The sequence below is a fragment of the Bacillus sp. iso_77 genome (assembly GCF_056173625.1).
Map to the genome: position 1 here is coordinate 1,896,709 of NZ_CM149683.1, position 21,923 is coordinate 1,918,631.

At 40.2% G+C, this 21,923-nt stretch carries 23 protein-coding genes, 1 other RNA gene and 1 pseudogene; 6 read left to right on the forward strand and 19 right to left on the reverse strand.

Features of this window, described 5'->3' with window-relative positions; genetic code table 11:
• A complete protein-coding gene (locus tag AC0VYC_RS09515; RefSeq protein ID WP_007500681.1) occupies nt 1-480 on the forward strand; it encodes a hypothetical protein in 480 nt (159 codons plus the stop codon).
• On the opposite strand, the pseudogene AC0VYC_RS09520 reads toward AC0VYC_RS09515, so the two are convergent.
• The 7 genes and pseudogenes from AC0VYC_RS09520 to AC0VYC_RS09550 form a co-directional block, all read right to left on the reverse strand.
• A pseudogene (locus tag AC0VYC_RS09520) lies at nt 477-2,101 on the reverse strand (YndJ family protein). The gene AC0VYC_RS09515 and the pseudogene AC0VYC_RS09520 overlap by 4 nt on opposite strands.
• The gene (locus tag AC0VYC_RS09525; RefSeq protein ID WP_475388329.1) at nt 2,094-2,699 is read right to left on the reverse strand and encodes a DUF4166 domain-containing protein; all 606 of its coding nucleotides are present in this window, start codon (nt 2,697-2,699) and stop codon (nt 2,094-2,096) included. The pseudogene AC0VYC_RS09520 and the gene AC0VYC_RS09525 overlap by 8 nt, the downstream one beginning before the upstream one ends.
• Complete coding sequence (locus AC0VYC_RS09530) at nt 2,662-3,543, reverse strand: membrane protein (RefSeq protein ID WP_039169644.1); 882 nt, start codon at nt 3,541-3,543, stop codon at nt 2,662-2,664. The genes AC0VYC_RS09525 and AC0VYC_RS09530 overlap by 38 nt, the downstream gene beginning before the upstream one ends.
• 150 nt (nt 3,544-3,693) lie before the next feature.
• On the reverse strand, nt 3,694-4,266 hold the full coding sequence (locus AC0VYC_RS09535) for a TetR/AcrR family transcriptional regulator (protein WP_426578705.1): 573 nt from the start codon (nt 4,264-4,266) through the stop codon (nt 3,694-3,696).
• A gap of 3 nt (nt 4,267-4,269) precedes the next feature.
• Entirely contained in the window at nt 4,270-4,989 is a 720-nt protein-coding gene (locus tag AC0VYC_RS09540) for an MBL fold metallo-hydrolase (RefSeq protein WP_475388331.1), read from the reverse strand.
• Nucleotides 4,990-5,027: 38 nt separating this feature from the next.
• A complete protein-coding gene (locus tag AC0VYC_RS09545; protein ID WP_041507089.1) occupies nt 5,028-5,504 on the reverse strand; it encodes a GyrI-like domain-containing protein in 477 nt (158 codons plus the stop codon).
• Nucleotides 5,505-5,558: 54 nt separating this feature from the next.
• Nucleotides 5,559-6,482: a helix-turn-helix transcriptional regulator gene (locus AC0VYC_RS09550; RefSeq protein WP_475388333.1), complete on the reverse strand. Its 924-nt coding sequence runs from the start codon at nt 6,480-6,482 to the stop codon at nt 5,559-5,561.
• 118 nt (nt 6,483-6,600) lie between these two features.
• Between AC0VYC_RS09550 and AC0VYC_RS09555 the strand changes: the two genes are divergently transcribed.
• The gene (locus AC0VYC_RS09555; protein WP_096881532.1) at nt 6,601-7,125 is read left to right on the forward strand and encodes a CcdC protein domain-containing protein; all 525 of its coding nucleotides are present in this window, start codon (nt 6,601-6,603) and stop codon (nt 7,123-7,125) included.
• Between the two features lie 35 nt (nt 7,126-7,160).
• Here the strand turns inward: AC0VYC_RS09555 and czrA are convergent, their stop codons facing one another.
• Nucleotides 7,161-7,490 carry a Zn(II)-responsive metalloregulatory transcriptional repressor CzrA gene (gene czrA, locus AC0VYC_RS09560; protein ID WP_007500691.1) on the reverse strand — a complete coding sequence of 110 codons (330 nt, stop codon included), beginning with the start codon at nt 7,488-7,490 and terminating at the stop codon, nt 7,161-7,163.
• Nucleotides 7,491-7,677: 187 nt separating this feature from the next.
• On the opposite strand from czrA, the gene AC0VYC_RS09565 reads away from it, so the two are divergent.
• The 3 genes from AC0VYC_RS09565 to AC0VYC_RS09575 all read left to right on the forward strand — a co-directional run bounded on the left by AC0VYC_RS09565 (nt 7,678) and on the right by AC0VYC_RS09575 (nt 11,245).
• Nucleotides 7,678-9,003, forward strand: a complete 1,326-nt coding sequence (locus AC0VYC_RS09565) for an APC family permease (RefSeq protein ID WP_017359483.1) — start codon at nt 7,678-7,680, stop codon at nt 9,001-9,003.
• Nucleotides 9,004-9,100: 97 nt separating this feature from the next.
• Nucleotides 9,101-9,763 carry a lysozyme family protein gene (locus AC0VYC_RS09570; RefSeq protein ID WP_017359484.1) on the forward strand — a complete coding sequence of 221 codons (663 nt, stop codon included), beginning with the start codon at nt 9,101-9,103 and terminating at the stop codon, nt 9,761-9,763.
• A gap of 129 nt (nt 9,764-9,892) precedes the next feature.
• Nucleotides 9,893-11,245 carry an IS1182 family transposase gene (locus AC0VYC_RS09575; RefSeq protein ID WP_427244221.1) on the forward strand — a complete coding sequence of 451 codons (1,353 nt, stop codon included), beginning with the start codon at nt 9,893-9,895 and terminating at the stop codon, nt 11,243-11,245.
• 124 nt (nt 11,246-11,369) lie between these two features.
• On the opposite strand, the gene prpB is transcribed toward AC0VYC_RS09575, so the two are convergent.
• The 4 genes from prpB to AC0VYC_RS09595 form a co-directional block, all read right to left on the reverse strand.
• Nucleotides 11,370-12,287, reverse strand: a complete 918-nt coding sequence (gene prpB / locus AC0VYC_RS09580; RefSeq protein ID WP_058336748.1) for a methylisocitrate lyase — start codon at nt 12,285-12,287, stop codon at nt 11,370-11,372.
• A 12-nt stretch (nt 12,288-12,299) separates the two neighbouring features.
• The gene (locus AC0VYC_RS09585) at nt 12,300-13,736 is read right to left on the reverse strand and encodes a bifunctional 2-methylcitrate dehydratase/aconitate hydratase (protein WP_335350627.1); all 1,437 of its coding nucleotides are present in this window, start codon (nt 13,734-13,736) and stop codon (nt 12,300-12,302) included.
• Between the two features lie 2 nt (nt 13,737-13,738).
• On the reverse strand, nt 13,739-14,881 hold the full coding sequence (mmgD, locus tag AC0VYC_RS09590; RefSeq protein ID WP_025207495.1) for a citrate synthase: 1,143 nt from the start codon (nt 14,879-14,881) through the stop codon (nt 13,739-13,741).
• Between the two features lie 167 nt (nt 14,882-15,048).
• Entirely contained in the window at nt 15,049-15,588 is a 540-nt protein-coding gene (locus tag AC0VYC_RS09595; RefSeq protein WP_008346516.1) for a DUF420 domain-containing protein, read from the reverse strand.
• 204 nt (nt 15,589-15,792) lie between these two features.
• Here AC0VYC_RS09595 and AC0VYC_RS09600 point away from each other — a divergent pair, with 204 nt between their 5' ends.
• On the forward strand, nt 15,793-16,299 hold the full coding sequence (locus AC0VYC_RS09600; protein WP_475388338.1) for a GNAT family protein: 507 nt from the start codon (nt 15,793-15,795) through the stop codon (nt 16,297-16,299).
• A gap of 152 nt (nt 16,300-16,451) precedes the next feature.
• On the opposite strand, the gene AC0VYC_RS09605 is transcribed toward AC0VYC_RS09600, so the two are convergent.
• The 7 genes from AC0VYC_RS09605 to AC0VYC_RS09635 form a co-directional block, all read right to left on the reverse strand.
• Entirely contained in the window at nt 16,452-17,243 is a 792-nt protein-coding gene (locus AC0VYC_RS09605) for a LysM peptidoglycan-binding and 3D domain-containing protein (protein ID WP_007500712.1), read from the reverse strand.
• Between the two features lie 256 nt (nt 17,244-17,499).
• A complete protein-coding gene (gene recQ, locus AC0VYC_RS09610; RefSeq protein ID WP_138278629.1) occupies nt 17,500-19,281 on the reverse strand; it encodes a DNA helicase RecQ in 1,782 nt (593 codons plus the stop codon).
• A 135-nt stretch (nt 19,282-19,416) separates the two neighbouring features.
• A non-coding RNA gene (gene ssrS / locus AC0VYC_RS09615) (6S RNA) lies at nt 19,417-19,602 on the reverse strand.
• Nucleotides 19,603-19,735: 133 nt separating this feature from the next.
• Complete coding sequence (locus AC0VYC_RS09620; RefSeq protein WP_335350626.1) at nt 19,736-20,236, reverse strand: TraR/DksA family transcriptional regulator; 501 nt, start codon at nt 20,234-20,236, stop codon at nt 19,736-19,738.
• Between the two features lie 90 nt (nt 20,237-20,326).
• Nucleotides 20,327-20,974 carry an SDR family oxidoreductase gene (locus AC0VYC_RS09625; protein WP_061419351.1) on the reverse strand — a complete coding sequence of 216 codons (648 nt, stop codon included), beginning with the start codon at nt 20,972-20,974 and terminating at the stop codon, nt 20,327-20,329.
• A gap of 177 nt (nt 20,975-21,151) precedes the next feature.
• Nucleotides 21,152-21,493: a PH domain-containing protein gene (locus AC0VYC_RS09630; protein WP_008346505.1), complete on the reverse strand. Its 342-nt coding sequence runs from the start codon at nt 21,491-21,493 to the stop codon at nt 21,152-21,154.
• Nucleotides 21,494-21,770: 277 nt separating this feature from the next.
• Nucleotides 21,771-21,914 (reverse strand): YozQ family protein, encoded by a 144-nt coding sequence (locus AC0VYC_RS09635; RefSeq protein WP_242730570.1) that lies wholly within the window; start codon nt 21,912-21,914, stop codon nt 21,771-21,773.
• Nucleotides 21,915-21,923: the final 9 nt, after the last annotated feature.

Consider the following 21,923-nt stretch of genomic DNA (forward strand, 5'->3'; position numbering starts at 1 on the left):
TTGTTTACATTATCAGATATGTGGACGTTTTGCTGGTCGTTTTTCGTCATTCTTCCTATCGTTGCCATCTTGCATCAGCTGGGTCACATTGTAGTCGCCTGGTTGTTTGGAGCAAAGGTTTCGTTTGCGCTTGGCAGAGGCAAAAAAGTATTGAAAATAGGCGTCGTTGAAATTAGAAGAATCTATTTTCTAGATGCTTTTTGCCACTATGAAGAAATGAGGAGAAATAACCGTTTCTCACACATTCTTGTCTACTTAGGCGGATCATTATGCAACCTGCTCAGTGTTCTCATATTGAACACAATGATCGCCAACGATTTCCTGCCAGAACATCAATTTTTCTATCAATTTGCTTACTTCTCAGTCTACTATGTATTTTTTGCTTTACTGCCAGTACAGTATGCAGATCATCATCCGAGTGATGGGCAAGCGATTGTGAACATCATTCGTCACGGTGAACCATGCGACATCATTGATTAAGATGAGTGGTTTTCACTGTCGATTTGATACTGAATCGTTAAAAAAGGAATACCGAATAGCTTCATTTGATGAATTGCTGTGAGTCTTTTTTCCGTCTCCGGTTTCATATGAAAGCTTTCTTCCATTGGCAGTTTCATGGTGATGAAAGACGTATGCAAATACAATCCTTCATCACCCGTACTGCCTTTTGGACTTTTACTTTTTAATAGAAAATCTGCCTTTTCATTCAAAGGTTTTAAAATAGCCGTAAGCTGTGAAAAAGGAAGCGGCAAAGCAATATTCATATAGACTGTCTCTTCATCATGGTGCTGGGCATAGAGCGCATAAAAGACTTGCTCGCCTTTCTCATTGCGCCTGATCCACACACGTACATTCTTCCTTTCTTCAAGAGGATGTTGAAATCTTGAAAGACTCCCCGGCATTTCATATGGCATTCGTGATGACCCTAAATAGAGCTGTCCTATTTGTCTAAAAATAGGTTGAAGCAAAAAGACAAACGGCCTTACCCACCAATGAAAACAGACGGCTGCTTTTAACGTAAAGGACATCGGGTCCTCATAAAATCTGCGAATAACAGGTGACACACTCTCTGCTGAAAATGCCTTTCCATTTAATTGGTCAAGAGAATCGACTAAACCAATCTTCTCATCATGCTGCATGTCGTCATGTTGAAAAGACATGATCTGAAAACGACCGTGAACTCTCGATACCGGAAAATCCTTCTGTTTCAATCGATCAGCTGGTCTTTCAATCAACCATCCAATGAGGCCTGGTAAAATAACCAAACTTGCATTGATACTGCCATGAAACCAAATCATTTGATCCATGCTGATGTAGGTAACATGTAAAAGCATTCCGGCAGAATAAAGGAATGATAGGACGATGGTTCCCATTAACATGATGCTAGAAAACACAACGAACCCTTTTGCGACAGTTGAACGAAAAGAAGTTTTCATACACAAAATTCCATACAAATAAAGTGCGACACATACAAAATGACGCTGAACGTATCAAACAGGCGAGAATAGCTGATTCCAACAGCAATCATCACTGGCGACAGTAAAATAACCCAGCCGCCCACTTTGTATAGCGTCGTCTCTTTTTTCCGCTGCCTTCCTAATAAGCCATAAAAGATAGGGATAAAAAAAGCCGAGTAATGAAAATGAATAGCGGTCAAAAGTACAATCATCGGTGAAAATGTCATCACTTGTATATCTGCTATGTACAGCCAGAACCAAAGCCCACCTAGAGCGATATACATACATGCGCCATCGATCATCAGCTCATGAAGCGGATGGGCCCCTCTTTTCAGCAAACGGGTGAAACCAAATAAAGCCAGAATCATTGTAAAGAAAAGCCATCCCAATGCAAGCCAAAGAGAATGATAGATGAATGCGCCTGTTGCACATAGAGCTGCTACTGGAAAGGCTTTCATTATGAAGCCGATCAGCCCCTCCTGCTGCCGTTTCTTCTCTTCCTGATAAAAAAAGTGTAAGAAAGCGGGAAGAAAAAATAAAATCGCGATGAGAACAAAAAATTCTGGTATGGGAGCTGTCGTCAAACTTGTAAAGAGAAAGCAGGACATCAACACGATGCTACACATCAAATGCCATTTATTCATGAGGTGACACCCTTTCCGTAAACCGGCCCTTATAAGTAAAAAGAGTGCCAAAAAGGCGATTTTTCACTTGAACATCAATCGTATACTCACCTGCACGCTCATCGTACCCTTCTGTTACATCAGATTCACCGTAAAGCCATGAAGGGAGCGGCCACTCCCGCCCAAACAGCAAAAACTTTTGCTTACCTGATTGAATGTGCAAGAACCTTTTTTCCGTGACTGTAAAATGAAGCTCTGACACAAGAAGCCTAGGTTTTCCAAAGTAGTCTAGTACTTGATGGGTCTTCTGATCAATGATCATATCTGCATCAAAATGTCTTTCCTTGTCAGGAAAATAGAACGTTCGAAACCAGTGCATCCCTTCTTCTCCCTTACTTGTCGTAAAAGGCTTGTTCACAATTTGGAAGGGAATATTTCGCCCTCTTTCAGGAAAAAAACAGCGAAACAATGGACCGATTTTGAATAACAATCGGATGAGCTTTGTCCCGCCTCCTATTTCCTCCATGATGCCTTCAGCCGTAAACGCGCGGTTATAACGTTCTTTTAATGTTGGATGTAGCTTATCGTAATCCTTTACTTGATGATGATGAACGACCATGTCTACCTCCCCTTTTTCGTTTGATCGAAAACACATCTACACAATCTTTTAAATTAATCATTCCTGCAACGGATAAAATGAAAAATGCACTCAGCACCAGCGGCTCGTGCAGAGTCGTTTCTGGTGATAAAATCCCTATACCAAGCATCAGCAGCAGAAAGATGCTTTGAAGGATGAATATATATTTCTTTGGCAGTTTAGGCATGAGCCATGATACACCTAATAGCGCATAAAACAATCGAAATCCGGTGCTATGTTCAAAAGCAGAAGGTGAAAAAGGAATGATCGCTTGACATAACCAGACGATAGCAAACAACAAACAAATGCCATAATGGGCAAGTGTTCTCTCTAGCAGCAACCGGGGATGCGTGCCCTTTTCAAGCCACGTCTTTAATGCGCCAAAGCTAAAGGCAGTCATAAACCCCATCATTGGTCGAAAAAACAAACGGTCTGCCCATTTCCACCCTTTTCCTTCCTTTGTCTCATAATCAAATTGCGTTTGAAACACAATGTGATCATTCGTTTTCATGTATTTCCAATACCCTCCGCCTTCTTTGATGAAAGACAAAGGGTGTGATGATTTAAATTGAAGTGAGGATGCTCTTTCATGACGCTCATCCTTCACGCTCGTTCGATACGCTCCTGTCCCAGTTACACTAATGCCGAATCCAAGGTGTTTCTCATACAAAAAGGATTGGGGCTGTTCATCACTAGGTCCATTTAATGAAATGGTCGAAAATCGCAAATCCCATTGTTCATGAAGCTTTGGATTTTGCGTATACTCCCATACTTTTTCAATAGGTGCTTGAATGGTTGTTTCCACATAAACAGGCTTTCTTTTCATCTGCCTCTACTCCTCTATGTGAATTATTTCACATAATAAGCATACCATGTTTCACAAAACTGTCAAATCTTTATTGGTTTTATGCCCAAAAAATGTTTTGATTTGTTTACATCTCCTTCATCATATCGGTTCGATACATAAAAAGACCTGTCAATGAGACAGATCTTCTTGCTCTTTGATGCCTGCAATATAAAGACGGACCGCATAGCTCACACTATCTTCAAGCTGTTCTTTCCGTTGAAATCCTTTTTTGTTTGAAATATCTCCAAAACCGTGCAGTAAGCTTCTAAGCCCTCTGACGACATGCGTCATGTCCTCTTCTTTTACACCAAAACGAGACATGATGGATTGGACAAAATCAGCAAGATGCTCTGCAGCCACACTGACTTCTTTTTCATTCATATGTGAAAAAGCAGCCTCATAAAGACCGGGATGCTGACGAACAAATTGAACATATTGTCTTGCAAATGCTAAAACAGCGTCTTCTTTTTCCAGCCCCGCTGTTACTTGTTTGCCGGCCTCACAAAGCATTGTGAGCCCCTTGACAGCAAGAGCTGCCTGTATTTCATGAAGACCGGATATATGGTTGTAAAGAGATGGGGGTCTGATGTTAAGCCGTTTGGACAATGTAGCAATGGTCAAAGCGGAAAAGCCCTCTTCATCGACAAATTCGATGGCAGATTCAACAATTTTTTCTTGTGTGATACCCATTCTTGGAGACATGGCTTACTGTCCCCCCTTTTGTAGCTGCTGCTTCCTTTTTTCGATAGCAGCTCTGAGCTTTGCCTCAGGCTCTATGATGAGATCACCATGTCCTGCTGCGAGACAAGACAAGGGAAATGCCAGTAATTTTTCAGCGCTTTTTAGTGCTGTTTCTGCATCCCAAGTGGCAAAAGCCGGGAATGGGAAGGTGAAGCGAAACTCACCCGTTACAAATAAACCGCCTTTTGTCACAACTGCATCACCCGCAATGACAATCCCTGACTTTTCATCGTATAAAGAGATGCTTCCTGGTGTATGTCCTGGTGTGGCAATGACTTTCAGTGCCCCAATCTCGTCCCCTTCTTCAACAAGCACGTCTGGTTTTGTGTGAATGTCTTTTGAAAAACTGCCTTTGACTTTTTTCTTCGGCTCACCAGGAAGTAAAGAGAAATCGCCAGCAAACAGGCGAGCATCTCGTTTCGATAAATAAACAACTGCCTCTGGAAAAGCCTTTTTCACTTCATCTAGTGCGCCAATATGATCCATATGACTATGAGTCAGAATAATTTTGTTAATGGGTTTGTTTAATTGATGTGCAAATTCAATTATCGAGCTTGCTGCCATTTTCAAAGCTGCATCAATTAAGATGAGTTCATTCTCTTCCTCAAATACATAACAATTTACCGGAAAAATACGCGGCATTAATGTAAGCTGGTGCAAACGGTCAAATGTTGTCAATCTCATCTTGTTTTCCCCCTAAAACTAATGTCGTTAGTTTTATATTAACTAATAGCATTAGTTTTAGCAACTATTTTTTCATCGACTGCAATATAAATATCAATTTGCGCTTCTTTTGGATCAATCGATCGTTCGTCGTACCATTCAAAATCGCCAGTATATGTTCGCAAATAACGCTGATCCCAACTCCAAATCTGCTGCCATGTTTCAAACACAACCTCTTCAATCGGGCCCTTTCTCGTTTGAAATCTTGCGTAGGTGGAGCCTGGAATCTCTTTTGCATCTTGTGCTAGCTGCTGGTCAACCAATTGCCCCGCTGTGAACAAATAAGCGCCATTTTCATCCTTTTCATAATCTGAATACAGCCCTATGACTGGCGCATGTCCTCCGCGAAGCTGCTGCGTGAAAAATTGCTGCCAAAGCGGTGCAATCTTCCGCTCGTTTGTTTGCTCCATTTCGTTTGTTGTTCGAACAGACAATCCCTTGATCCATTGTTTCTGTAAAATCACGATATCGTACATACATTCTCATCTCCTTTTTTTCCATCATATAAAAAGAAACCTGACAACATTGTGTCAAGTTCCTTTTGATTTTTGAAATTGTTTCAACTTGAGATCAAATGCTTCCCGAACGGATGGCGGAGAGACAACCTCGACATCTGGCCCTAAATAAAAAAGAAAGCTATATAACCAATCATCCTGAGGCAACGTGATTGTGGCAAGATACGTACCATCTGCACATACGGTGAATTCATTTTCATCTATCCATTCCTTCACTTTACCAACAGAATCTTCAGTCAACCTGAGCGTTAGTGTACTGACGGAAGGTTCTTCGTGCCAAGAATCATTCCAAGGCTTTTCTTCATTTTTTATTCGTTTAGGAAGAAAGGATACTGAATGCGTGATAAGGTCTGACATTCTTTTGAGTTTAAACAGGCGAAACGCTTTTTTCACGCAGCAATACGCATACAAATACCAGTGTCTTCCTTTTAAGACAAGTGTATAAGGCTCTACTTTTCTAGGAAGTGTTTCGCCTTTTGCATTGCGATAGGTGAACTGGATATATTGATGCGCTGAGGCAGCGGTATGAATGAGCTGGAGCTTCTTTTCTAAGTAGCTGTCTTTCCCCCAAGAGCTTAAATCAATAAATACATGTTGCTGTTTCTCATTTTGAGGCGGGATCAGGGATTTCATTTTCTTTAGTACATGTTCACTTTCTTTAAAGGTGTATGCACTCGTAATGCTTTCAAGAGCTGTTAAAATCAGTTCAATATCATCATCAGTGAATAATTTTTTCTCTAGACGATAGTCGTCAACGAGTGAAATTCCACCCCCTGCGCCTTGTTTTGTGACAACTGGAATCCCCGCTTGATTAATCGTATCAATGTCACGGTATATGGTTCTCACGCTCACTTCATGTAGTTCAGCTAGGTCTTTCGCCTGTACTTGCCGTTTGCTAATCAGTATCATCACAATGGACAAAATGCGATCGATTTTCATGACTTTTCCTCTTTTTCATAAATATAGGTTTTGATTTGATAAAAAAAGAAAGAATGGTAATGATAAGTAACAGCCAGCATTCGTTTACATCCCTGCCTGTGCAGGAGGAGGTTGCATCATGACACATTACGTATGGCAGTTGTTCATGATCGGGATCGTCATGATCGTCTGGATCATCATTCGAATGAATCGAATGAGACGCTATCAGCTTGTGCGCCCGGTAAATCTTTTCATGAGAATGTATGTATTTAGTCTCACTGCCCTTATTCTCTTATCAGAAGGATGGCAAAATCACAGTATTTTTATCTATGCCGTCATTGGCATGATCTTCGGGAGCAGTCTCGCCGTTCACGCCTATCAGACGATTCAGATGAAATTAGAAAATGGCCGGCTGTATATGAAAACAAGTAAATGGATTGAAAGCTTTATTTTATGTTTGTTTTTATCTAGGCTTGCATTTAAATCGGTCAATCTGACAACACATGCGATCACCAAAATGGATATCGTTGAATTGTATCAGCATATTGTCAGTGATGATGCGCTGACAATACTCAGCTTTTTCCTTCTAGCGGCTTACTATATTGTGTTTTCTTATCAAATGATGAAAGCAAATAAACGATCAACCCAAGTACATCATGCATAAAAAACCTTCCTATATAAAAGTAGGAAGGTTTTTTCTCAATCATGCTGTGCATGGTGTATCATTTGTTCAAGCACTTCCATCACATGCTGATCTTCAGGACTGTAAAAAATCGAGGTCCCTGCTCGTCTAGATTTCACGAGACGAAGATTTTTTAAAAAGCGCAGCTGATGAGATACGGTTGATTGCATAAGGTTTAGTGTTTCTGCTATATCATTTACTGAATGTTCACCTTGAGACAGCAAATGCAGAATACGAATACGCGTCGGATCAGATAAGGCTTTAAATGTTTGGGAGACAAGAAATAGACTTTCTTCGTCCAGCTCCATCCGTTCCTGTTCTTGATTTGTATTCAGTTCTTCCTTCATTTCGCTTCACCTTTCTTGTCAGTCAACTCACGACTTATTCTATGTATCATCATATACCAAAACGTGTAGCATGCAAAGCTTCCACACCTTTTGAAAAAAGATTTATTCAAATAGCATTGACACGTGGTAGCATTCTTTTTAAAATGAGCATTATTTATTCATTTTTTTAGAGGAGCTGATAGGCAAATTGACTGAAGAGCCAAGACTAAAACGCAGCCTGACTGTTTTTCCACTTGTTGTGATCGGGCTTGCTTATATGGACCCACTTGTCGTATTTGATTCATACGGCATTGTTGCTCAGCTGACGAAAGGACACGTTGCTGCAGCTTATATCTTTACTTTACTGGCATTACTATTGACAGCGCTTAGCTATGGGAATATGGTGAAGGCTTTTCCAAAAGCAGGATCTGCATATACATACGCGCAAAAAAGTATTCATCCTCACGTCGGCTTCCTTGTAGGATGGACACTATTGCTTGACTATTTATTTTTGCCTATGGTGAATTTTGCAATCGGAAGTGCATATTTAACCGCAGCCTTTCCTGATGTACCTCATTACATTTGGATCATCATACTTGCTATCGCCATAACGACTGTCAATGTGATCGGTATACGTCTTACAGCCAACATTACAGCGCTATTTGTGACCTTTCAGGTGATTGTCGCTGTGACATTTGTTGGGTTTATTATTTATGGGCTCACGCAGCATGCAGGCACGGGAGAGATACTGTCAACCCGTCCGTTTTATTCAGCGAGCTTAGATCCCGCCCTTATTTTTTCCGGTGCGACGATTTTATGTTTTTCTTTTCTAGGATTTGATGCGATTTCGACCATGTCTGAGGAAACAATTAAACCAAAAAGAACGATTCCTCTCGCCATATTTTTAACGGTCGCTATTGGAGGTGTGCTGTTTACCCTCACCTCTTATTTTTTACAGCAGGTGTTTCCAAATTTTCAACAGTTCAAGCATCCAGATGCGGCATCACTTGAAATTGCAGAATTTGTGGGCGGCGCGTTTCTCCACTCATTCTTTTTAGCCGGCACCATGGTCGCTGTCATCTCTTCCTCCCTATCATCACATGCGAGTGCCGCAAGACTCTTGTATGCGATGGGAAGAGATCAATCATTACCAAAGCGTTTCTTCGGTTATATTCACCCAACATTGAAAACGCCTGTATTTAATATTTTATTAATTGGTGTTTTTTCGTTAACCGCAGTTGTTGGTGAGCTTGAGGTCATTTACTCGTTTATCAGCTTCGGGGCATTAATTGGATTTACGTTTGTTAACTTGTCTGTTTTCGCTTACTATTTCATCAAACAAAAACAAAGAGGTGTATTAAACACACTGAGGTATGCCATCATCCCTCTTTGCGGAACGGCTTTTTGTATTTGGCTCTTAACAAGCATCAGTACAAATGCATTAATCATCGGCATGGTGTGGCTCATGATCGGTTTTGTTTATTTCTGCTATAGACTGAAAACAAGAACAGAATTTACGTTTGGCTATGATTGAATATAAGGTTTTCACTTGGTATCCTGTGCAGGATATGGCATAATATAAAGGCTGTACTTCCCTTTTAAAAGCGGGGCAAAACAGGGGTGAACTGACCTTGAAAAAGAAAAAAACAGGATGTTTTGCCATTTCAGGCTGTTTCACGATTTTTCTGTTTGTTTGCGTATTAGCGGCCATTGTCATTTCCTTTAATCAAAAGGAGTTAAAAAAGCTGCCGATTGATACGGAATCAATTGTTTTGTCGAGACTGGATGATTACAAACCGCTTGTAGAAACAGAGTTAAGAGATCAAGATTTAGATCAATATACCGCGTTAATTCTCGGTATGATGTATCAAGAATCAAAAGGCAGAGGCGGAGATCCAATGCAGTCCTCTGAATCTCTTGGTTTGAAACGAAATGAAATCAATGACCCTCAGAAAAGCATTAAACAAGGAGTCCATCATTTTTCGACCATGTACAAGCATGGGAAGAAAAAAGGCGTTGATTTGGAAACCATTATTCAAAGCTATAACATGGGAATCGGCTATATTGATTTTGTTGCAAAAAACGGGGGAAAACATTCCGAAAAATTGGCAAAGCAATACTCCAAAAAGCAAGTGAAGCGAAACCCTGAAGTCTATACATGCGGGGGCGACAAAGATAACTTCCGCTATCCGTATTGCTACGGTGATTTCACTTATGCTGAAAAAGTAAAAGAAAAAACGAAAACAGTTGAAGAAAAGATGAAATTGGCTTCATCATCCACACCATCATCGTAAAAAAAGCACTTCCATGAAGGAAGTGCTCAGGCTGTCGAGAAAATCTCGACAGCTCTATTTTTTTCCTTAAAATTTACATCTCCTCATTTTATAATAGAGAAAAGCCCACTAAAGGAAGGTGTTTTTCTCATGTTCCACACTAGAAATTCTTCTCAGCACGAAGCTGAATTTGTATTGCTAGATCAACTGGTCGAAGAGGATCACCTGCTTCGTAAAATTGATCAGTACATTGATTTTTCATTTATCGTAGATAAAGTAAGACCGTATTATAGCGAGAATAAAGGTCGTCCTTCTCTTGATCCACTTATTTTGTTCAAAATGATGTTTATCGGATACCTGTACGGTATCCGTTCTGAAAGACAACTTGAAAAAGAAATTTACTATAACATGGCGTATAGATGGTTTTTAGGTTTGAACATCAATGACCCCGTTCCTCATCACTCGACCATTAGTTGGAATCGTCGTACTCGATTCAAAGATACAACGATTTTTCAAGACATTTTCGACGAGATTGTGCTTCAAGCTATCAATCATGATATGGTAGGAGGCCGCGTTCTTTTTACTGATTCAACTCATCTTAAAGCCAATGCCAATAAACATAAATATACGAGAAAAACGATTGAACAAGATACCCAGAACTATATAAATGATTTAGAAGAAGCGATCCAAAAAGATCGGGTGGCACACGTAAAAAAGCCCTTAAAGGTAAAAGAGGAGGTGAAAACGGAAAAAGACATTCGGCAAAGTATGACAGACCCTGAAAGTGGCTATCTTTATCGTGAAAACAAACCGGAAGGCTTTTTCTACCTGGACCATCGTACAACAGATATGAAGTACAATATCATCACGGATGCCCACATCACGCCCGGTAATGTCCATGATTCTGTTCCGTATCTTGATCGGTTGGATCACCAAATCGCACGATTTGGTTTTCAAGTAGAAGCTGTTGCCCTTGATTCTGGTTATTTGACGACCCCAATCTGTAAAGGTTTATCAGATCGCCGTATTTTTGGTGTCATCGCACATAGACGCTTTCATCCAACAAGAGGTTTATTTGAGAAGTGGAAATTCAAGTATGATTCTGAACATGATCATTACACATGCCCAAATGGTGAGAAGCTATTATATACAACAACTGATCGAAAGGGTTATCGATTCTACAAATCAGATCCTAAAAAATGTGCATCGTGTTCTTTCCTTGAAAGTTGCACAAGGTCGAAAAATCATCAAAAAGTCATCTCAAGACACATATGGGAAGAACATAAAGAAAAGATCAGACAAAATCGTCTATCTGTCTCTGGAAAAGAGCTATATAAAAAAAGAAAAGAAAAAATAGAGCGAAGCTTTGCAGATTCAAAACAACTGCACGGGCTTCGCTACTGCCGGTTGAGGGGAAAACAAAATGTGAGTGAGCAAGTTCTTCTCACAGCTGCCTGTCAGAACATGAAGAAGATTGCCACACATCTAGCGAAGCTAGGTTAGGTGTGTGGGAGGCCTTTTTCATTCAATCTCATCCATCATCATTACGATGAAAATAAAAAAGATTGTAGAAAAACATGAGTTTCTCTACAATCTGAGCACTTCCATGAAGGAAGTGCTTTTCATTTTATGAATGCTCTTTCCCGATTTCCGGCAGGATTGTTTTGGCTAAATGCTGATCCATTTCTTCATATTCATCATAATGAATCGTTTCATATAGCTCTTTTCTCGTTTGCATGTCCTCCAGCATTCCCTGTTGCGTCCCCTTTTCTTTAATCTCTGTAAATAAACGCTCATACGCTTTTGCAGCAACTCTCAGGGATGACACTGGATAAATCACCATTTGAAAGCCAAACATAGAAAATTCGTCTGTATGATAATAAGGTGTTTTTCCAAACTCCGTCATGTTTGCAAGAAGCGGCCCTTTTATATTGTTTGAAGCATACGTGAAATCTTCTGCTGTAATCAGCGCTTCAGGAAAAATGGCATCTGCTCCTGCTTCTAGATAGAGATTCGCCCGGTGAATGACATCCTCCATCCCGTTTACTGACTTCGCATCTGTTCTTGCGATGACGAGAAGTGTAGGTGCCGCTTGTTTGATCGCTTTGATTTTCGCCATCATGTCTTCTACAGAAACGAGTGATTTTCCGTTTAAATGTCCGCATTTCTTCGGCATTTGCTGATCTTCAATTTGAACAGCCGCTACCTTGCTCTCCACCATTTCTTTTGCTGCCCTGGCTGCATTTAATACCCCGCCATAGCCAGTATCCATATCAACTAAAAGAGGCAGCTGAGAAGCTCGAATGATTTCCTTTGCCTTTTCCGCCATTTCAGTGGAATGAATCATCCCGAGGTCAGGAAGCCCTTTGCTTGCGCAAAAAGCGGCACCCGATAAATAAAGCCCTTGAAATCCCATTTTCCTCGCATAGAGCGCAGACATTCCATCGTGAACGCCTGGAATTTGAAATAAAGCGGATTTGTGCATTTGCTCTTTAAAAGCTGCGGCTAAGTCAGCTTGATTTACTTCATCATTCACGATCCACACACTAGCTCCCCCTTATATGACAAATAAATCCATAAATGCTGGTACTGTCGTTGTTTTTAATTGATTTGGATTTTGGCAAAGTGAAACAATTTGATCGACTTGTTTTTGTGGAAATCTCGTTTTCAAATGATATGCCCATTTCTTTTCAAGCAGCGGGATCCCTTCCTGCCTTCTTCTGCGATGACCAAGCGGATATTCAATTTCAATTCGATCTGTCATCGTTCCGTCTTTAAAGAAGATTTGAACACAGTTTGCAATTGATCTCTTTTTCGGATCTAAATAGTCTTCTGTATACCGTTTATCTTCTTTGACGATCATTTGATCACGCAAACGGTCAATGAGCGGATTCTGCGCCGTCTCTTCTTCATAATGATCAGCAGTCAGCTCACCATAGATTAACCCAATGGCCGTAATATACTGCAAGCAATGGTCACGGTCTGCCGGGTTGTAAAGCGGTCCTTTTTTATCAATAATTCGAATGGCTGATTCATGTGTCGTAATCTCAATCCTGTCAATATCATCTAAACGGTCTTTTACCGCGTCATGTAGAATGACAGCGGCCTCAGCGGCAGTTTGCGCATGAAATTCTGCTGGATAGGCAATTTTAAAGAGTACATTTTCGATCACATATGACCCGAGCGGCTGGGCAAGTGTGAGTGGTTTTCCTTTCATTAACACATCTTCAAATCCCCACTTTTCTGCACTGAGGGGCGTCTGATAGCCCATTTCTCCTTTCAATGTCATCATCGCTAGTCTCACTGCACGGCTTGTGGCATCCCCTGCTGCCCACGATTTCCTTGATCCTGTGTTCGGGGCATGCCGGTACGTTCTAAGCGGTGAATTATCCACAAATGCTTGCGATAACACATTCTGCACATCTTCTTTCGTTCCGCCAAGCATTGCACAAACGACTGCACTTGATGCCACCTTGACAAAAAGAACATGATCCAAGCCATTTCGATTCAAACAATTTTCTAAAGCAAGCACACCTTGTATTTCATGTGCCTTTACAATCGCATGCAGTACGTCATTCATCGAAAGCGGTTCTTCTCCGTTTGCAAGCCTCGTTCTGCTGATATAATCGCTTACAGCCAATATCCCACCCAGGTTATCTGAGGGATGGCCCCACTCCTGTGCAAGCCACGTGTCATTATAATCTAACCAGCGGATCATACATCCTATATTAAAAGCCGCTTGAACAGGATCTAATACAAATGAAGTGCCGGGCACTCTTGCTCCGTTAGGGACAACAGTTCCAGGTACGATGGGTCCAAGATGCTTCGTGCATTCTGGAAAGTTGAGCGCCAGCATACCGCAGCCGAGTGTATCCATGAGTACATACCGAGCTGTTTCAATGGCCTCTTTGCTCGTAATTTCTCCATCCACGGCATAGGCTGCGATATCTGCTAATAGTTGGTCTGTTTGATTGGCTACTGCTGTTTTATTCATATTCATTCCCCCGTTTTTCCATCATCATTTGAGACTTTTAATCCTCTTGGTCCTAAATACCGTACTCTCGGTCTAAAAATCCGATTGTGTGAATGCTGCTCGATGACATGCGCTGCTAATCCGCTTGCTCTCGCAGCAAAGAAAATCGGTGTATAAAGTGAAATAGGAATGCCGAGCACGTAATAAATAGGTGCTGCGTAATAATCAAGGTTTGGATAGAGGTTTTTCTTTTCTTTCATGTATGCCTCGCCTGCGACGCACATGTCATAAAGCGTCGTGTCTCCTTTTGATTCGGTAAGCGTTTTCAACGATCGTTTTAAAAGAGCCGCTCTTGGGTCCATTTTTCTCATATATACCCGGTGTCCAAAGCCCATCATTTTTTCTTTTGCGGCTAATTTACGTTCGATGAGCGCAAGGAAACCTTCTGTTGTTTTGCCTTCGAGCAGCATGTGCATGACTGCTTCGTTTGCGCCTCCGTGTAAGTCACCTTTTAATGAAGAAATCGCTCCAGTAAAAGCACCATACATGTCAGAATGAGTAGATGCAATGACTCTTGCTGCAAATGTTGAATTCGGCAGCTCATGCTCACTATAAAGCGTGAGCGTTTGGTCAAATGCTTTGATTTCGTCTTGTGCCGGAGTGCGGCCTGTTAACATCGCTAGAAAGTTTTCAGTGTAGGATTTGGTCTGGTCTGGAGTAGGTGTGGTGTCTTGTGTGAGAATATGATAGCTTCCCGCAACAATCGCTGGTAGCTGGCCAAGTAATCGAACGGCACGCGCTTGTTGGCATGCTTCTGATCGATCATTCAGTTGTTCATCGTACCCTGCAAGAGCTGATAAACACGTTCTCATGGCATCCATTGGGTGAGTGGTTTTTGGCAGTTTTGTCAAAATAGTTTGAATGGTTGGATGTAAGCTTGTTTGTGAGGAAATATCTTGCTGAAATTGGTGATATTCCATTGCATCTGGTAATCTTCCATAAATGAGCAGATAGGCTGTTTCTAAGTACGTCTTGTTTTGTGCCAGCTCGATGAGGTCATAACCGCGAATCACAATTTCTTCTTGCTGGACATCTAGGAACGAAATTGACGTTTCGCTTGCCACAATGTCTTCAAGCCCCGGTTTGTACTGCAATTGTTCAGTCATCATATAACCCCCGTTTCGTTCAATTGTGTTCTCCAAACGAGCAAACGGCCAGACATGATGTGATTCTATAGGTGGGAAGATACCGTGCAAGTCGGATACCCAATTCCCATTTTATCCAAAGCACTTCATCTTGTAAATAAAAGAACGTATGCCCAGATGGACATACGTTAGCTGTAGTATGGAGAAATCATGATATATACGATGACACCTGTTAGACTGACATAGAGCCAAAGAGGCATGGTCCATCTGGCAATTTTACGATGACGTTCGACTTGCATTTGTGCGCCTCTAAAGAGAGTGATCAGTGCAAGCGGTACAATGACGGCAGATAAGACGATATGTGTGATGAGAATAAAGAAGTAAATCGGACGAATGATTCCTTCTCCCCCGAAGTGTGTATCAGCTGCCATTGAATGATACGTCACATACGAAATTAAAAAGACAAGTGTTGTTGAAAAAGCCGCAAAGATAAATCGTCTATGGGCTTTAATGTTCTTTTGTTTAATCATAATGAGCGCTGAAAGTAAAAAGATAAACGTAAAACTGTTCATCACGGCATTCAGTAACGGCAGAAATGTAATATCCAGATGACTAAATTTATCTGTTTTTGGCATGAAAAATAATAAAGCAATTAAGCCGTTTATGGCAATTGTTAAAAAGACAACAATGCCGGTGAAATTTTTCGGTTTTTGATTCTGTTCGTTCATGTTTGAAAACCTCTCTTTATTAGTTCCGACTAAGAGTATGTTATTTAACTTTCTCTCTAAAGTCAATGAATTCGCTGTCTTCGTCGAATTTTAGACAAACTTGCCGATTGCCTGCCTTCTAGCGGCTTGAAAGATCCACTCACTTCCTTTAGAATGGGAATTTGTGTGGTTTTTATCAACTCTTCTATGAAAGGAGCAATAGACTTGTCAATCTTACAGGAAACAACAAAAGATGTGAAGACATTAGAGCAAGAATTACAGCAGTTGCAGTTCCAAATGTATCGAATGCAAGAAAATATAAAAGATATTTCAAAAAAAGCAAAGATTATTGGCATTGATCAAGCGAAGGAAGATGAATGGATGATCGTCTCTGCAATTGAGAATGCAGATACGTGCAAAATCATGTTAAGCGATTGTGAAAAAGCTTTTCGCGGACAATCTGATTTTTCCTTGATTGCGGAATATCCTGAAGAAGGAAAGATTCACATTGCCGATATTAAAGGCCCGCCTGATAATGGCTATGGATCCATCTGTATGAAGCATTTAAAAGAAATCGCAAGAGAGCAAAACATTCCAGTCATTACTGGGGATTCCGTCAAAAGAGATTGGAACCATGTGGACCGCCTGATTCATTTTTATGAAAAACACCATTTTGATGTCCAAATTAATTGGAAAGAGCAAAGCGGAGAAATTTATTGGGTGGACAGCTAACGACACAAAAACCAGCGTTGAGATAGACTTATACGCTGGTTTTTGTCGAAAATGCGAATTTTTCAGAAAAATATGTGTATTTCCGGCCAAAAAAAGGTATAATAAAAGCATCAGGCCGCCACCTGATGCTTTCTTCCAAAAACAATAGACTACTAGTTAAGTACTTTCACTTTGACTGATTTTACGCCCCAATTTTTAGCTTGGGATTTGCTTGGTACGTGTACATCAATTTTGTTACCTTTAATTGCGCCGCCAGTATCTGCTGCGATGGCTTCACCGTAGCCTTCAACATAAACCTTACTTCCTAATGGAATGACATTAGGATCTACTGCGATTACTTTTGCATTTGGGTTTTTGTTTAAGTTTACCCCTGTTGCAGTGATACCTGAGATGCCACCATCATTTGCTGTATAAGCCGTAGCCGTTACAGTCATTTCCTTTTGAACACTTTGACTAGCAGAAGATGATTCTGCTTTAGCTGTTTCCTTTTTAGGAGCAGCTTTTTTCGTTGTTTGCTCTTTTTGGACAGGTGCCTGTTTTTGAACAGGTTCTGAGCTTACCGGAGCTGAGCTTTGACCAGCAACACTTAATGTTGAACCAATCATAATTATATCTGAGTTTAAGTTATTCCAAGACTTAATATCGCTAATTGACACATTGAATTTTTGAGCGATTTTCCAGAGGCTGTCCCCCTTCTGGACTTTGTACTGCTCCTGAGTTTTCTCTTTTGAAGAGATTGTCAATTTATCTCCTACATAGATCATGTCTGTAGATAAATTGTTCCAACCCTTTAGGTCCTTTAGAGACACATCATTTTTTTGAGAGATTCCCCAAAGTGTATCACCTTTCTGTACAGTGATTTCCTTTGCAGAAGCTTGCTGTGCTCCTAATGCTGTTGTTGAGATTGCTGCAACAGCAACCAAGGACATAATAGTCTTCTTCATAAAGTAAATCCTCCCTTGTTAGCTTTTTATGGCGGCTAACGAGTGCTATCGTAACATATGTAAATGTCATTTCAATAACAAAACGATATGTTTTAGATTACAGTTCCTTTACATGAAACATCTCTCTCCATTGGTAAATCAGCCCACTTAATGGCTCAATTCCGCATCATATCAAGGTTTTAAAGGGATGGAAATCATCATGATGAAAACGCGTCCAAGTGAAACGAAAAAAATTTATTTTCCTTCTTCAAACTCTTTATTTTTTCTCTTTTTCTATAAATAAACGAATTTCTTCTAAAAAAACATCTCCATATTTCTCTCTTTTTTGTGCACCGACACCTTTAATATTTAAAAGTTCTTCTTCTGTTTTAGGCTCTACTGCTGACATTTCCTTCAATGTTTGATCAGAAAAGACAACAAATGGCGGAACGCCCTGCTCTCTTGCCAACTTCATTCTGACCATTCTTAACTGCTCAAATAATGCATCATTTTCTTGAATAGCCTCTGCCTTTATCGCCTGCTTTTTATAGACGGTCTCCTGCCCCACTAGCACTTTCTTTCCTTTTTGTGTCACTTTTAGTGTTGGAAAAGCTCCTTCAGACATGTGTAAATACTCTTCCGTAATTAAAAATTCAATGAAATCACTGATATGTTGGGCTGAATGCTGTTTCATTAAAGCATAAGTAGGAAGCCGGTCGAAACCAAAATCAAGCACTTTTTTGTTTTTAGAGCCGGCTAATACTTGAGCTATCATCATTTTTCCGAATCGTTCGTTCATTCTAACGGTACACGACAAAACCATTTGTGCTTCTCTCGTGACGTCTTCACGCTCTCTCTCGTCTAGACAGTTGCTGCATTTTTGACAAGGGGCACTTGATGATTGGTCAAAGTAATCCATCACAAATTGCTGAAGGCACTGTTCCGTATGACAGTAGTCTACCATTTGTCTCAACTTGAGCAATTCATGCTGATACCGCAATTCATCTTCTGTTGATTGTTCAATGAGAAAGCGCTGCACGCGTACGCCTTGCGGTGAAAACAGCAAAATGCATTCACTTTCAAGCCCGTCTCTCCCGGCACGTCCTGCTTCTTGGTAGTAACTTTCAATATCTCTTGGAATTTGATGATGAATGACAAAACGTACATTAGATTTATTAATCCCCATACCAAATGCAGATGTAGCTACCATTACTTGAATATCATCATTTAAAAAAAGATTTTGCTGTTCTTCTCTCACTTCATCATCTAATCCTCCGTGATAAACACCCGCTTTGATCTTTTGCTTTTTTAGACGATGATAAATTTGATCTGCTTCTTTTCGTGTGGCTGTATAAATAATGCCTGACTCAAGACTGTTTTTCTTCATATATTGTGTGATGAATTGGTCGCTGTTTTGCCCTTTCACCACTTGAAAAGACAAATTTTCTCTAGCAAAACCAGTAAAGATTGTTTCTTCTTCGTCCATGCCAAGTTGCTCACATATATCCTGTTGGACCTTCTTTGTAGCAGTGGCTGTTAATGCTACAATAACAGGCCTTTTTGAAAGCTTGTTTACACATTCTTGTATAAAGCGATAGCTCGGTCTAAAATCATGTCCCCACTCAGATATACAGTGCGCTTCATCAATAGCCATTAAAGGAATCGTCAATCGATCAAGCAGCTGAAAAAAACGTTCATTTTGTAAGCGTTCAGGGGTGATATAAAGCAAATCATACTCCCCCTGTTCACATTTTTTCAGCCTTGTATTCATTTCACCTGCTGAAAGTGTACTATTTAAAAAGGACGATCGTATTCCCATCTCATTTAACGCATCAACCTGATCTTTCATTAAAGAAATAAGCGGAGATACAACGATTGTCGTTCCTTCCATCATAAGGGCAGGAATCTGGTAGCAAACCGATTTCCCTCCGCCTGTCGGCATAATGCAGACCGTATCCTTCCGTTTATTCACAATCGATTCAATGGCTTGTTTTTGTCCTTGTCTAAAAACATCAAAGCCATAATATTGTTTAAGAAGTGCTTCTGCTTGTTGTAACATCCAATTCCCTCTCCGTCGTTTGTTTTGTCTATTTTAACATACATTTGTACATCCACATTCGGTCTGTTCAAAATCGTATTTTGGACAAAATAAAAAGCCATTTTCCAAAAATGGAAAATGGCTTGAATCATCCTAGGAAAAGCTGCGGATGCCGTAATCTAAGTAAGAAAGTTTTAAACCACCACTCCTCAAAGTGGGTGTTTGCAGAAACGTTCCTGTCTTCCTCTCAAAGGAGGCGTGACATTCCGGCTTCAATATAAAACTCCCTATTACAGCTTAAAGGTTAAAACTTAATTAACATTACGCGCATCGCAGCCTTTAAACTATACTACACGAAAGTTTATTAAATTTCAAGATATGTTTTTTCTAAAAAAATACTCATGTATACAAGATTTTTGTCCATGTAGACGTGGGAAAACATTATGTTGAGAAAACATAAATTTCTCTCATCATTTTATTTTTCCTCATCTACATCAACATCTTGCTCTTCTTCTAGCCTTTCATACGTATCTGAATGTAATTGATCCATTGTTTCTCTATTTGTTAATTCACGCATTTGCTCAGAGAACGAACGGTCAAATTCATTTGGATCTTGATTGGTTTCTTCATTTTTCTTTGCATCAATTGAATAACGAGTATAGGGTACTGCTTTCAAACGTTCATATGGAATGTCTTTTCCTGTTTTTTCACAAATTCCATATGTTCCGTCTTCCATCCGCTTAAGCGCCGCATCAATTTCACCTTCGAGCTGATCATCGACTTGATCCAGCGTCTGTTCGGTCATGCGATCTAAATAGATGCTTCCGTGATCTGCGATATGGTTTCCAACACCATTTGAAATCTCATTCGATTCGACCAGCATGGATTCTTCTTTCATTTTTGATCCTTTCACATCTTCTTTTAATTGAATAAGTCTTTCATATAAATCAGCTTTTTGCTCTTTCGTTAAGCTCACGGTCAATCACTCCTTTCTCTTTACCTTCCCGCTCCATGTGAAATGAAAACATCAAAAAAAGCCGCCGCCTTTGGCAGCAGCTTTCTTCATTTAAAGATTGCGAAGTGCTTCTTCTACTGGTGTATCACCTTTGATTAAGTCAAAGGCTTTATTTTTCACATTGGATTCCGTTAAGCTTTCCACTAAGACAGTGGCTACATCTTCTCTTGAAATCTCAATGTCACGATCGTCTGGAATATGAGCAGCCGCTTCTATTTTCCCTGTCTTCTCCTCATGCAGCAGTGCTCCTGGCCGCACAATGGTGTAAGAAAGACCAGACTGTTTTAAATGTTCATCGGCTTTTCTTTTCGCTTCATAATAAAGCTCCATACTGCCTTGTCCTTTTCCTTGATGAGGATCGTCGGCATTATAAGAACTCAGCATCACAAAATGCTGAATATTTTCTTTTTTGGCTGTATCAACTAGGCGTTTTGCTCCCTCTTGATCAACAGCGATGGTTTTATCTGCACCTGTTTTTGAGCCTGAACCAGCTGCAAAGATGACAGCTTCTGCTTGCTTCACAGCATCTGTCACATCCTTTTCAAGATCACCGATGACAGGCGCTGCACCAAGTTCTTTTAGCGCATCTGCTTGTTTTTCATCTCGAATGAGAGCAAGCGGCTCATGTCCTTTTTCTTTTAAATATCGAATGACAAGTCTCCCTGTATGTCCGTTTGCTCCAGCAACTAATACTTTCATTGTTCATTCTCCTTTCTGTATCTGTTTCATCTTTATCCTTTTTTGATGTGATTCAAACACACGAATAGAAAAAAGCCTTCCCCACTGTGATGGGAAAAGCTCAAGGGATATGCGATAGATAAAAATAAGAACAAAGAATGAGAAAAGTGCATGTGATCTATGTAATCGCATCGTTGATCAGCAAAGATGTTTGGTTAAAATGGCCTGCACGTCACTCAAATCGGTATCTTTAGAAAAATCGAGTTCAAATACTTTTGAGCTTGTAACAAGCAGCATACCAGTGTCCTGATCAAACACGCCAGCTTCTTGAATGGCAAAACTTTCAATAGATCGATACGGCAAGGAGACCCTGACTTTCTTTTTAGAAAATACGCGGTTATCGCCAAAGATCAGTCGTTTATTGGTGAAACAAATTTGGTCGTGACGCAGTCTGTAAACAGCCTCAATTCTTTCTCCTTCAATTAATAAGGATTCGAATTTTTTATGATCATTTTGTTTACTGACAGAAAAAATACCCACGTAAACCCCCTCTTCCTGCATCAAATTCCTTTATGACAAAACGGCCACACGGCTCTGTGGGTACGTTTTATTCTCACTTATAGAATACGCTATAAATCGTCGTTATTCCATTACGAATAGATTAAATTTCATTTAACTTTTTCTTTTTGATCCGATGCTCTTTCCTCTACTTATTTAGACTGTTAAAGCAGGAAAAAAGTTTCAGTTTTTTTCAAGAAATCATTCGTTGTGAGACCATAAAAAAACAGTGATTATGTAAAATCACTGTTTTAAATGACTATTCATCTTTCGGGGTATCAATCGTTCCTTCGGCATACACATCAGAAATTTGTTCAAGTGTAATCGCCATATCAGCATCTTCATTGTCATGCCAAGCATTTTGATGTTTCTGCTCTTCTTGCTGCTGCTTTTTCATCATCATCACCCTTTA